The organism is Paenibacillus sp. NRS-1781 (assembly GCF_050467745.1).
GTDB lineage: Bacteria > Bacillota > Bacilli > Paenibacillales > Paenibacillaceae > Paenibacillus > Paenibacillus terrae_A.
In genome coordinates this window covers 295,139-308,553 of the sequence record NZ_JBITPI010000015.1, presented here as the reverse complement: position 1 = coordinate 308,553, position 13,415 = coordinate 295,139, and the positions used below count along the sequence as shown (strand labels likewise).

Below are 13,415 nucleotides of genomic sequence, written 5' to 3'. Positions count from 1 at the left end.
GCCAGAACAACATTTGGATGTGCCTCAATCCATATATTCGTTCAGTTTCTGTACATCGCAAATGGTAATCTCTCGTATACCCTTAATATGAATAATCCCCAGCTGTTCAAATTTTGCGAATTTGCGACTGATGGTTTCGCGTGTGACACCCACATAATTAGCCATTTCTTCGCGTGAAAGGGGGAGATTTATTTTAATGTAGGAGCCGTCCGGTTTTCCGTATTTATGCCCAAGCTCAAGAATCATATAAGCGATACGGATTTCTGGGTCTTTGGTAGCCAGGCTTTGAGCCAGCTTTTCGGTATGTGCCAAGCGTTTAGTAATGGTTTTGAGCAGCTTCAAAGAGATATCGGGATTGTTGTGAATCAACTGCTCCATATCATCCTTGGTGAGCATACAAATATCAGTATCTTTTAAGGCATACGCACTAAAGTTACTCAGCTCATCGCTGTTAAATATGTTCAACTCGCCAAAAAAATCGCCAGTTGTCAGAATGTGCAGAATTTGTTCTTTGCCCTGAGGTGTCATTTTCAGAAGCTTGACATGCCCGCTTTTAATAATGTATAGCGTATCGGATGCTTGTTCCTCGATAATCAAGGCCTCGCCTTTCTGATATTTCCGGTGTCGGATCATGGAGCTGACCTTACACAAATCTTCGCAGGACAAAGAGGAAAAGATAGGCACTTTGCGGGCACAGGGCTCCTTTTCGCACTGGCAGGGGCAGGACATCTCATTCACATTCATTCACTCCATTCATAAGCCGGAAACTAAAGATTATAGCGTATTGTTGTTATTCTGTATCATCTATTGGGGAAAAATGGCTTTGATCCTCACCGCAGACTGGACAAACCCAGTCTTCCGGAAGGTCCTCAAACGCTGTACCGGGCATAACGTCTTCATCGGGGTCACCCATAGCAGGATCATAAATATATCCACAGGGCTGACATACATATTTTTTCATCTTTAGCTCTCCTTGTCACCCAAAATTTTTGTAAGCTCTGGCGCATCCGGTTTGAGTCCCTGAATGATGGCTGTTTTGTATGGAAGTGAAGCGAGGGCATCCCCAAAACCGATCACGCCGCAGATAGAGCCGTTTTGTATGAACATTCGTGTATAAGAAGCTTGATTTTCACTGGTCAGGCTGGTGTCGCATTCCTGTTCATCTACTAGGCCAATGGAAAAGAGAGGGGATTTATAGCTGTTCGATAGAGTTACAGGGATGGGACGCTGGTAGCTGACGGATGCACCCGCCATATTAGCGCCTGCTATTTTTCCTTGCTCTACGGCACTTTCCCATAATCCATCCACTCTATTCTGAAACTCGGCTACATCACCTGCCGCATATATATTGGCGAAGCTGGTTTCCATCTGTGCATTCACCAGAATGCCGTGTCCAATATCAAGTCCGGTTTGGCGAGCAAGCTCAGTATTAGGTACAATTCCGATAGAATACACGACATGCTCGCAGGGAATAACAGAGCCGTCCTGTAGTTCTACACCTTCTACGTGATCTGTGCCTGTAATACGCTTTACGCCTTGTCCAAGGCTTACCTTGGTACCCTGTTCGGTAATTCGATGGGTCAAAATAGAAGCGGCCTTCTCATCCAACTGGCGGGGCATAAGCCGATGCGAGGCTTCCAGAATGGTTACAGCATACCCGGCTTGCTGGAAGGACCAGGCGGTTTCTACCCCTTGAATACCGCCGCCGATGATACATATCCGGTTTCCCTTTTGTAATTTTGTCTTAAGGCTGTCTGCATCTTGTCGAAAACGGATATTGTGAACGTTCCTTAGTGAAGCTCCGTCCAGCGAAAGCTTACGGTTGTGGGCTCCTGTACACAGCAGCAGCTTGTCATAAGCAACGGTTTGTCCGTTTATTGTTTCGATGGTACAGTCCTCTGGATGTATCTCGGTTACCTTGATGTCGGAATAAACATGAATTCGTTGATTAGCAAACCATTTTTCCTTTTTGATTAGGATTTTTTCGCTGTGCAGGTCAGTGAATAGCCCCTTGGAAAGCTTGACTCTGTTATACGGAAGGGATGTTTCTTCCCCGTAAATAGAAATTTCAGCCAGCTCATCATGATCTCTGATCGCTTTCGCCGCGTTGACGGCGGCAACGCTGCCTCCGATAATAACGTAATGTTGGTTACCCATTCAGCATCTCTCCTATTTCGCTATACGCTGCCTTTGTTCAAATGACGCTAAGCAGTAGATCTGAGACAAATTCAGCGGCGTTTTTAATTTTCTTTACTTTTTCATCTTCTGTAGGAGAGAAGCGAATGCGTACCGGGAATTCCACATGCGTCATACCGGTTGACTTGATTACATCAGAAGTGCTTTGGACCTTCATATGGGTACCGATTAAGTAATCCTGTACGACTTCAATGGCTTCCCCGCTCCAGCCGTAGGAACCAAAGGCAGCAGCAAGCTTACCTTCCAGATTCATCTTTTGCATTTTTTGCAGCAGGTCTTCCAGCTTGCCCGTCATGTCCGCATATTTGGTAGAGCTACCGACGAAAACAGCATCCGCTGAGGCAATACTATTCAATAACTCCGTTTCATCCGCCTTATCTACATCCCATAGCTCCACCCTGATTTGGTTCTCCAAAAAGCAGTCTTTCAGGATGTTTGCCATTTTTTTGGTATTATTTTTTAATGTGGCATAGACAATCGCTACTTTTTTATCATCCTTAGTTTCGGTACTCATAGAGGCGTACAAATCAATAAACTTGGCAATGTCATGTCGGATCGCGAAGCCGTGGGAAGGAGCAATCATCTCAATATCCAGGTCAGAAACAGCTTCGATTAATGTACGCACATATCTGCGATGCGGATGAATAATAGCCTGATAGTATCCGATAAAGTCCTCGGTGATATCAAAACCCGCCTCATCGGCAAATAGATGCTCTACAGCCACGTGTGTACTGAAAATATCACAAGGGAACAAGATTTTATCTTCTATGCAGTACGTAATCATGGTTTCTTCCGTATGGAGGTAAGGTGTTTCCTTGAACAGAAGCGTCTTGCCTCCAATATCCAGTTGATCCCCGTCCTTGATCACCAGGAAGTTGCGATGCTGAAGCTTGTACATTTGTTGAATTTCCGGAACAGCAATCTCAGTGCAGACAATCGTAGCGTTCGTTGCTTTGGAAGCAAGTGCCGCCAATCCACCCGAGTGATCTGGTTCCGTGTGATTGACGATGATATATTGAATGTCCAATGGATCGATCAATTCGGTTACAGCTTCTGCAAACTCTCTACCGAACGCCATATCTACGGTATCTACAATGGTTGGTTTTCCGGTTTTTAGTAGATATGCATTATAGGTTGTGCCCTTAGATAGTAGAAGACGATGAAAGGGAACCTCACGATTATCAATTTTTCCTACCCAATAAATATCCTTTGCCAGTTGAAATCCGGGCTTCATAGGAACAACCTCCTGCTTGTTTTTGTTTGTTGTCTAACACCATTCGATTCTAGTTGGATGTGTCGATGAAAAAGAGGATTGAAATCAAATTTTTGAATATTTATAAGTATTTTTCACTTAAATTTAGTTTTGTGATTGCAATCACAAGGCGAGCGTAATAATCAAATACAATAAGACCATACAGATTGAAACCTGAGAACATGCCAGGTATCCAATCCATCATAGGCAAATCCAACTTCAAACAGGAGAGTGAACCTACATGAAAAAATCTAACCTCATTCAGTTTCAGGAATATAAAGAAGCTGCGTTTACAAAACGAATTGTGCATAAGGAAGCCGACAATGTAATTTTTATTCTCAACTTTACTCCTAATGCTGAGTTGCCAACACATAATCATCCAGGAGCAAATGTATATTTGCTTGTTCTTGAGGGTAACGGTACTGTTACTGTGAATGGTGAAGAAACGGAAATTGTCCAAGGGGATATGATCCATGTTACAGGAGATGAGCGCTTTTCCTATCGCGGTGGTGCGGAGGCGAATTCCAGCCTGCATGTGGTGTTGACCCAAACGCCAAGTGAAAGCTACGCGCAAAATATATAAAGAGGGTACATCACCGTAGCTATATAAATTATAAAAATAAAAAATGTTAAATTTTTTTATGCATATACTGATAATGAATATCATTATCAAATTATTGAAAGAGGTGTTTGTGGCCGATGCAGACAGTAGATTACACACAGGTGCCAGGGCACTGGATATTAGCAAGTCTCGGTAAGCGCGTGCTCAGGCCCGGAGGGTTGAAAACGACACGCTGGATGATAGAAGGGCTTGACGTAACCGGGAAGGATGAGGTTATTGAGTTTGCTCCCGGATTGGGCATAACTGCCCAAATGACACTGCAACTGAATCCCCGCCGTTATATTGCGATTGAACAGAATGAGAAGGCGGCTTCTATCGTGAAAACGTATGTAAGCGGAGCAAACCGGGAAGTGCTTATTGCCGATGCTGAACAGGTTCCGTTGCCGGATGCCTCTGCGACGGTGGTATATGGGGAAGCTATGCTGACTATGCAGACAAGGGCCAAGAAGGCACAGATTATTTCGGAAGCCAAGCGACTTCTGAAACCGGGCGGGAAGTATGCTATCCATGAGATGTGCTTTGCTTCAAATCATATTGAGCCTGAGCTCAAAAAGCAGATTAACAAGGATTTGGCTGTAGCCCTGAGAGTTAATGCGACACCGTTGACGGTATCGGAATGGGAACAGCTGCTGAAAGAGGAAGGTTTTAAGGTTCTTAAAATCTATACGGCTCCCATGCATTTACTGCATCTGCCGCGTATCATTCAGGATGAGGGTTGGTTGAGATTTGGCAAAATTGCCTTTAAACTTATGCGAAACCACGCTGCCCGAGCTAGAGTTATGGGTATGCGCAAACAATTTGTAAAGCACGCCGACCATCTGCAAGCGGTCAGTATAATCGCTGAGCGATAGTCTGAAGTCCCGAATAGGAGACTAATGAAGCTTTTTTGGGCAAACAGGAATAAAGGAGACGAAACCCCAACCAGGGATTCGTCTCCTTTTGTGAATTTACTGCTATGTCAGACTAAATTTATTTTTTGAAGATTTTAATTTTGGTTATAGATTCTGTACAGGAATACAGCAGCCTCTGCACGAGTTGTTGGTGCTTTAGGGGCTATTTTGCCATTTGAACCTGTAATGAGTCCTTCTTGAACCAGCACTGCCAGACTCGAAGCAGCATAACCAGCAATATCTGTGCGATCACTGAAGGATTCCAGTGCAGTCGTCGAGGATGTAGCCGCCAGTTTATTTACTTTTTGCAGGGCTTTGTCCGTCAAGACCATCATATCCTGTCTGGATATAGGGGCACTGGGATTAAATTTGTTGTCACCAGAGCCGCCTGCGATACCCAGTTTTTTGGCTATGCCTGCTGCTTCGTAGTAATAGCTTCCTTGCTTAACATCGGCAAAGTTGCTATCGAAGCTTGTGGTCAGTCCCAGTGTTTTTACCAATAGTGTCAGATATTCCGCCCGTGTGATCTTGTCCGCAGGGGAGAATTTAGTATCTGTTGTGCCATTGATGATTCCTTTGGAAGACAGTACCTCAATTTGTTTCTTGGCCCAAGCATATTGACTCAAATCCGGGAAGGATTTTTCGACATAGGCTACAGCATATTGGCTAAAATGATGAGTGGTAAAGCTGACTTGTCCAGTTAGCACATCATATTTTCCTGAAGTCACTGGAGTAGCATGACCTGCTGCATCTACATATTGGATGACAATATGCTCTGGGTTTTTCAACTCGGCTGCTGTAGGTGTATACGGAATAGCTACAGTTACAGCCGCATTGTTATTACTCCAAGGCCATAGCTTACCGTTTGCTTTCAGATTCAGCTCAACGACAGGGCGAGTACCCATATCGGACTTCGCTTGTGCATCCAGCTTGTTTTTGCTGCCGGAGCTTAATTCGAGCGTAATATTTTGTGCTCCTGCTGTTCCAGCCGTTCCAAGCATGTTACCTGGCAGGGTTACAACCGCGATACCCGTTTTGATTTTAATGGCACGGGAAGCATCCGCTGCGGTTACAAAGCTTGCTGGCAGTGTCAGCTCATAGGATTTCGCTTGGGTGGATTCAACCGTGACCTCTACGGTTTTCATTCCTTTGCCATCCGCCTGGGATGTGGCGAAGGCGTTGTTCAGGAAGTCAGAATCCATCGTTATCGTAGCTACACCTGTGCTGGTGTTCAGCTTGGTACTAAATGATTCAATCACGTTCCCTTTGGCATCCAGCACGCGGACAGACGAGGCTGTGCTCGGCGTCCCGGTTGTGGAGCTACCGCTGGAACTGCTACCAGCACCGCTACTAGCAGTTCCACTGCCAGTAGTTCCATTGCCTGTGCTATTACCAGGACTAGAGCCGGTGTCAGTATCCGTGCTGTCGTCGTCATCTTTGCTGCTTGTATTGGAAATGTTGATCATAAACACAGCGTCGTCGCCCTTATCGAATTGCACGGTCAACGGAAGGTTGCCCTTCGGCTGTGTTGCCAGATACTCTTTCTTAATCGTGAGCACATCCTGGTCTACGGTGTAAGCCGCTTCTCTAATGGATGCCCCTTCCAGCTTGATATCTGTAATAGACGTTGCACTGTTCCAAGTGATGGTCGTTTCTACATCTGCCTGATTGCTCGCTTTTTTGTCAAAGCTGGCTGTTTTCGGGCTAATGCTTGCATCTACCTCCACAGGATTTTGGATGGCCCGAATGATCAATACCGCTTTGTCTCCAAAGTCAAAGAGCAACTCAACACTGACGGTGTCGCCTTCTTTCAGATTTAAGCCGGAAAGGAAGCCTTTTTTCAGCGTCAGAGTATTTCCGTTAACGGTATAATCATGACCTTGGATCAGAGCGTCCCTGTCATAAACAGCTTCTGTGACACTTCGGCTAGGACCTTGGTTCACTCCATAGACTGCTTGTGTGACGCTATGGGCTTCGTTCCAGGTAATTTCCGTGGTCACATCTGTTGGATGGCCAAGGTCAAAGTTGTGGGTTGTTGGACTGATCGTGGCCGGAATGGCCGAAATAATCACTTCACCCGACGCCAGCACCTCTATTTGCCGGGTACCTGTTTTGCTTACTCCGGTTTCATCCTTCGTATCTGCATAAACGATATACTTGCCGGCCTGTGGAGTCGGCCACTGGTAGGCATTGCCTGCAGAATAAGTGTCGAGCGTTACAGTCTGCTGTGTACTTTCATTCCACGCCCGGAAGGAGTACGATTTGTTCCCGATCCCGCCAGTAGCCTCAGCACTCAAAGCAATGGTGCCTTCTGAAGCTTCATGATTGGCTTTGAGATGTACGGATAATGGCGTATACACCTTAAATGGAATGGAGTTGCTTCCGGCGTACTCTTCTGCCGCAGAACCCTGCCAACCGTAAAGAGTAAGATTTTGTGTGTCGCTAAAAGCTGCCCAGCCGATGCTGGATACACCCTCACCCAAAACTACCGTTCTGAGGTTAGGAGAACCGACAAAGGCAAACTCTCCAAGTGTGGTATTACTGTCCAAAATGGCAACGGACTTCAAATGTTCGGAGAAGGCAAAGGCCCAGTCGTTAATTTTTGTTAGGTTACTCCCCAACACAATTGTTTCCATGCCTGTATCAGAAAAGGCGAAGCTTCCGATTTCCGTCAAGCTGTCAGGCAGTTTAACAGATTTCAGATTGCTGGTTCTGCTAAAGGCAGAAGTACCAATGGTCAGCAATCCCTCAGGAAATTGGATGTCTGTAAGGAACTGTGCCCTTTGGAAAGCATAATTACTGATTTCCTTTACGGTCGCCGGAATTTGATAAGAAGCATCCGGCTTAGCCGCAGGGTATAAAATCAAATTGGTTTTGGCTTTATCCAGCAGCACACCATCTTCACTGGCATAAAAATCATTATCTTGTGCAACATTGACACTCTTGATCATCAGTGAGCTGGCAAAAGGATTACCGCCGATGGAGGTCACGCCTTTTCCAATATTCACAATGGACAGCCGCTCGGAGTTGCCCAGTACATTGCTGCCCAGGGACTGCACTTGATCCGGGAAGGTGATTTCCACCAGACTGCTGTTATATTGGAAGGCATAGTCGCCAATTTTTTTGACTCCTTTGCCAAGATCGATACTGGTCAGCTTGAAGTTATAAGCGAATGCATACGCACCCAGCTCTTCTACCCCATCTCCCAATTTCACTTTTTCCAGCTTGTCGGAGTGGGTAAATGCCGCTTTCCTGATCGTTTTGACGCTGTCGGGAATCGTCAGGGAAAGCAAGCTGACGCTGGAATCAAAAGCCTGTTGTCCAATGCTCTGCAGGCCATCCGTAAGCGTGATGGAGCTCAAATGGGCTGCAACATGGAAGGCATAATCTTCGATTTGGGTCACGCTGTCAGGAACCGTATAGGCATCCCGGCCGTGTCCGGCGGGATAGCGGACCAAGGTCGTTTTGTCCTTGTTGAAAAGCACCCCGTCCTGACTTGAGAAGGCTGTATTGCCCACAGACACTTCGATATTTTTTAGGCTTGAGCTTTCTGTACTGTCGAATACTTGCGGGCCCATTTCTGTCAGGCCCTTCCCGATGGTAACGCTGCTCAATTTCCCATTCTCAGCAAATGCACTGTAAGCCAAGGTGGTCACGTTGTCCGGGATGACGATAGAAGAGATCAGCGTTTCCGCAAAGCCCCTTTGCCCAATAGTGAGCAGCCCGCTGCCCAATTTGACGGAAGCGATACGACTTCCCCAGAAGGCTTCGTCCCCGATGGAAGTGACGGAGTCCGGTATTTCGACGGATCTGATCCCCGAGGAAGAGAAGGCTGCACGGCCAATGTCGTTCAGGTTACCTGGCAGCTTGATTTCTTTCAGACTGGTTGTAAGGTAAAACGCATGGTCGCCAATTTCCGTTACATTGTTCGGAATATTAATGGAAACGAGATTATTGGTTTCCCGGAAGGCTCCCTGTTTAATTCGGGTTAAACCATCCGGCAGATGCATCGCTTTCAGAGCTGTGTCACGGGCAAAGGCATTATCGCCGATTTCCGTCACCGTGCTTGGCAGCGTAATTTGTTCAAGCTTGGCGAGATCGGAAAAACTGCTTTCCCCGATCACTTCCAGTCCCTCCGATAAGGTGACAACTTTAAGCTCCTTGTTATAGGCAAATGCCGCCCTGCCGATTTTTTTCACCGAGTCCGGAATTTTCACGGACAAAATATCTTCATGATAGGCAAAGGCTTCTTCGCCGATTTCCGTCACATGATCCGGAATGACAATGTGGCCGCCGGAGCCGTTATAGCTCGTCAAAACTCCACTCACGATAGTGAATTCAGAGTTGGAGGCTCCCTCTACCGTAATTCGGCTGGTGGCGGATTTCCCCGAGGCTGTTGCTGTAATGGTTGCCGTGCCGGCCGCTTTTGCCTTCACCATTCCATTCTGATCCACACTGGCAACGGACTCATTGGAGCTGGTCCAGGTGATCGGACCGGAAACCACTTCGGGATTGGTTGTGGCTTTCAATGGCTTGTTCGAGCCAACGGTCAGCTTCAACGCAGCCCGGTTCAGTACAATTCCCTGGCTTCCGATCGGTGTGACCGTAATCTGGCTGGAAGCGGACTTTCCATTAGTTGTGGCGGTAATCCTGGCCGTTCCCGCACTTACGCCTGTAACGGCTCCCTCTGTATCTACAGTGGCTATGGCCGGATCAGAGCTTGCCCAGGTAACCGTTTTGTACGTAGCGTTAACTGGCGTAATATTCGCTGTCAGATCCTCGGTTGTACCGACGGTTAAGGATAGAGCTTCCTTATCCAGTGTGAGCCCCTCCGTACCGACTGCTTCAAGAACAATGGTTGAACTGCTGGTATTGAAGGCATAGTCGAACATATCGACTTGAATTTTGTCGGTAGGCAGTCCATATTTGGTCAGTTTGTCATGCAAATCGGAAATATCCATCGTCACGGTATTGACGGATTGTCCATCAGCCAATTTTTCATCAGCATCTCTGATTGGAACCAGATTGGACAGAGCACCGCCGCCATCTGCTGTGGCTAATTGCAGCCCGCTGGTATAATGGTTATCCTTGATGGACATCTTCAGATACGTTTTACCGTTTTCCTTATAAATGCTGTAATCGGCTAGCTTGGGGCCTGTTTTGTCATAGGCAAAATCAAAGGTCCAGGAATCGGTTCCCTGCCCGTTTGTACCTGCGACTACCCCGGTAATCTTAAAGGTATATATTCCTTCTGGTACTTCGTCATTATTCTGGTCCAGTCCGTCAAAGAAAGGCTGGTCGCCCAGAAGAGCCTCCGCCCAACTGATTGCACCAGAGCCTGGATAGTAGATGGATTTGGGGACGTGCGAATAATTAAACTCTTTGACCATGTTTCCGGCTTGGTCCGTAATGGTATACTTCAAGCTCTCTGCATTCCGCAGCATGCCCGTTGAGATACCCAAAATTTTTGAGCTGTTTCCCAAGCTGTTCGGGGAGATTGCGAATTTCTCTGGCATGACACCCCACTCCTGACCAAGCGCAATGGCTACTTGGTTTTGTCCCAGAAGATATTGCGCACCGGGATACAAGTTATAAACTGTGCTGCCTAGCATAGAGTAGCCTTCCTTGCCATATTCCGTACCATCGAAAATGCGAGGTTGTCCCCAATCCCCATAGAAGCCGACGAACGGCATGGAGAGGTTCACGCCTTTTTCCGCATTCAGCATCACGAACCCGTCAATAAAGGTTCCGTTTTTAGTAGCCTGATCGAACTGTGCTTTGAGTGCATCTGACAGCGTAATTTTCACGGTAACGCTTGCTGTGCCGCGTGCAGGTACAGTTACTTTGCCGTTCGTTGCACCGCTGTATTGTACTTGGATGCCCTTTTCCGCATAGTCTGTAGACTTCTGCGCAAAGAGGCTCTTGCCATCCTTCGTCACTATTTTTTCTGATAGAGCCGCTGTATTCAGGGCATAGGTCAATGCCTCATCCGATATGCTGTGAATATCAAAGGTGAAGGAATAGGCTCCTGTTTTGTTGTAGCCTAGCTCGGCTTTAGGCCGTTCATTGCCTTTTACAGTCAAATAAGCTCCTGTCGTAACTGCTTCGTGCACATTCGCCAAGCCTGCGCCTTGCTTACGTGGGGAGTAGTATTGTTGATCCTCATCCTTGGCAGGGTGTGCAGTGTTCATCAGCAGGGTGTGCACCAGCTTTTCTCGTTCGACCGCATCTGCAATATTCAATTTGTTGATGACATATTGTTTCACTACAGCTTCGGCTCCGGCAATATGAGGAGAAGCCATAGAGGTACCGCTCATCGACTCATATTGATTGCCGGGAACAGTAGAGTAAATATTTTCTCCGGGTGCAGTGATTTCGGGTTTCAGCTTTAAATCCGGTGATACGCCCCATGAAGAAAACTCCGACATCTTGTATCCATCTGGATTAGGCGCATTCGTTCTGAATTTTTCGTCCACTGCCAGCTTTTTATTATCCAGGTTCACAAGGAACTCTCCGTCTTCCTTTGTAATGGAAACGGCTGGAATGTAATAGGAGCTGATATCCATATTGGCTTTGCCAGCTTCATTGTTATAAATAACAGCAGCTACCGCGCCAGCAGCATAGGCAGCCCCGACCTTTTCTTGGAAGCTTATTTGGCCACCACGGGACAACAAGGCGATTTTTCCTTTTAAATCTCCTGCCTTCTGGACATCCTCCGCGGTCCCATAACCAGCGTATACATAGTCGTATGTACGGTTCAACGCCTGTATTTTGGGATCAGCGGCACTGGAGGTATCGTTGAAAACAATTTTTCGATCCCCTGCGAGAATATAGGGGGCGTCCGAGATACCGCTATTCACCATGCTTGCCACGGATAAGGCAGCTTCATAGGTGGAAGGAGCGGCTATGATGGAACTGTCGGGCTCATTGGCATACGGAAGATTGGAGCCGGACTGGTTTTGATAAGCGGAGCTGTAGCTGTTGCCGGCAGCGACCACAAGGTTGATTCCAGCGCTCGCAATCCTGCTGTACATGGCATCCTTACTTGCTTCTCCAGCTGTGGAAAAGCCCGCATTGGAGCCAAGACTCATATTGATGACATCTGCACCCATTTTGACTGAATCGTCCAACGCAGCAATGATGTCAGCATCATTGGTAAATCCGTTGATGTCATCAAACACCTTCATGATCATCAACTGGGCATCAGGTGCAATCCCTTTTACTTTGTCACTATTGGCAGCTATAGTGCCTGCTACATGAGTGCCGTGGGCATTGTCAGAACTGGCTGAGGGAATGACATTGGTGTCCTTGTCAGCATAGTCATAGGCGAAGGGCACCTTGTCATCCATGTAGATATCATCTACATTCACTTTGCCAGCAGACATATCGGTACTGTTTAGGATGTCACTGACCTTCTTACGGGTATGTTTTAGGGTCAGTGAGGGAGGCATATTCGTGGAAAAGGCTTCATGCTTCCAATCCAGACCGGTGTCGATAACAGCCACCGTCGTACCTTTTCCTGTATAGCCGGCTGTAATAGCCGCAGGAGAACCGATCATTCCTGAGCTGTTTGCCATGAGAGGCTCTATGGACTGCTCAGGCACGACCTTTTCATAGGTGTTGGCTACCCAGGCGTTTTTCACACCAGGCAATTGTCGAATTTCCTTCAACTGCTGGTAGTCTACCTTTAGCGAAATCGCATTCATAATCATGTAATAATCGTAGATGACTTCCAGTTTGGGAGCGGTTATCTTGCTTAGACCGAAAGTTTTTAAGGAAGATGAATCTTTTGTGGAGAGTGCGCGAATCTGGTTTTTTACCGATTCATGCTGGGTTGTGAGGGTACGCTCGCTGCTTCTTAGAGCATTCAGCTGATTGCCGAAAGCTTTGGGGGAAGCACTGGAAATGAGCGGAGCTCCTTGTAATTCCACAATCACGGTTACTTTCCCTGAGGGTTCGTAGGTGGCTTGTGTTACGTGGGTTTCTCCTGATGCTTCATAGGTTACTTCTGCAACGGATTTCTTGCCTATTCCGCTGTTGTTTAGAGTCCCCTTTTCTAGCTTTTCTTTAAAGCTAGGTTCACTAGGGTCTGCGTTTGCTACTACACTGGTTGTCTGATCTGCACTAGCCAGTGTAGGTATAACGTTACTCTCATCTGTGGCCACCGCCGCGAAGCCTAATCCTGCGGCAAACAGGGTGTTGCTTACGAGTAAGGCGATGAGAAAGCCTGCAATCCATTTATTCTTCCAAACCTTCAGCAATCTTGTTCCCTCCTGAAAATATATTGGTATAGTAAAAAAAGATCCATTAGGATCCATTGATGTGCATCACCATTCGCCTAAAATGATAATGATTATCATTATCAATATACTTAATAATGATAGAAATAGTCAATATCTAATTTTTAAAATTTACAGTATTGAAGGATTCCATCGTGTTGTGGAGGTGTGATGCA

7 protein-coding genes are annotated in these 13,415 nt (G+C 46.7%); 2 read left to right on the top strand and 5 right to left on the bottom strand.

The genetic code is table 11. The annotated features are described in order from the left end of the window. Window positions 1-24: 24 nt before the first annotated feature. The 4 genes from ACIFO6_RS06035 to ACIFO6_RS06020 all read right to left on the bottom strand — a co-directional run bounded on the left by ACIFO6_RS06035 (window position 25) and on the right by ACIFO6_RS06020 (window position 3,430). Window positions 25-729 carry a Crp/Fnr family transcriptional regulator gene (locus tag ACIFO6_RS06035; protein WP_192511069.1) on the bottom strand — a complete coding sequence of 235 codons (705 nt, stop codon included), beginning with the start codon at window positions 727-729 and terminating at the stop codon, window positions 25-27. Between the two features lie 61 nt (window positions 730-790). After that, the gene (gene rd / locus ACIFO6_RS06030) at window positions 791-961 is read right to left on the bottom strand and encodes a rubredoxin (RefSeq protein ID WP_430039020.1); all 171 of its coding nucleotides are present in this window, start codon (window positions 959-961) and stop codon (window positions 791-793) included. A 2-nt stretch (window positions 962-963) separates the two neighbouring features. After that, window positions 964-2,157, bottom strand: a complete 1,194-nt coding sequence (locus ACIFO6_RS06025) for an NAD(P)/FAD-dependent oxidoreductase (protein WP_430039018.1) — start codon at window positions 2,155-2,157, stop codon at window positions 964-966. A gap of 37 nt (window positions 2,158-2,194) precedes the next feature. Further along, window positions 2,195-3,430 carry an FprA family A-type flavoprotein gene (locus ACIFO6_RS06020; RefSeq protein ID WP_430039016.1) on the bottom strand — a complete coding sequence of 412 codons (1,236 nt, stop codon included), beginning with the start codon at window positions 3,428-3,430 and terminating at the stop codon, window positions 2,195-2,197. Between the two features lie 259 nt (window positions 3,431-3,689). Here ACIFO6_RS06020 and ACIFO6_RS06015 point away from each other — a divergent pair, with 259 nt between their 5' ends. Beyond that, complete coding sequence (locus ACIFO6_RS06015) at window positions 3,690-4,031, top strand: cupin domain-containing protein (protein WP_430039015.1); 342 nt, start codon at window positions 3,690-3,692, stop codon at window positions 4,029-4,031. Window positions 4,032-4,147: 116 nt separating this feature from the next. Beyond that, a complete protein-coding gene (locus tag ACIFO6_RS06010; RefSeq protein WP_430039014.1) occupies window positions 4,148-4,921 on the top strand; it encodes a class I SAM-dependent methyltransferase in 774 nt (257 codons plus the stop codon). A 134-nt stretch (window positions 4,922-5,055) separates the two neighbouring features. Here the strand turns inward: ACIFO6_RS06010 and ACIFO6_RS06005 are convergent, their stop codons facing one another. Continuing rightward, complete coding sequence (locus tag ACIFO6_RS06005; protein WP_430039012.1) at window positions 5,056-13,221, bottom strand: leucine-rich repeat protein; 8,166 nt, start codon at window positions 13,219-13,221, stop codon at window positions 5,056-5,058. Window positions 13,222-13,415: the final 194 nt, after the last annotated feature.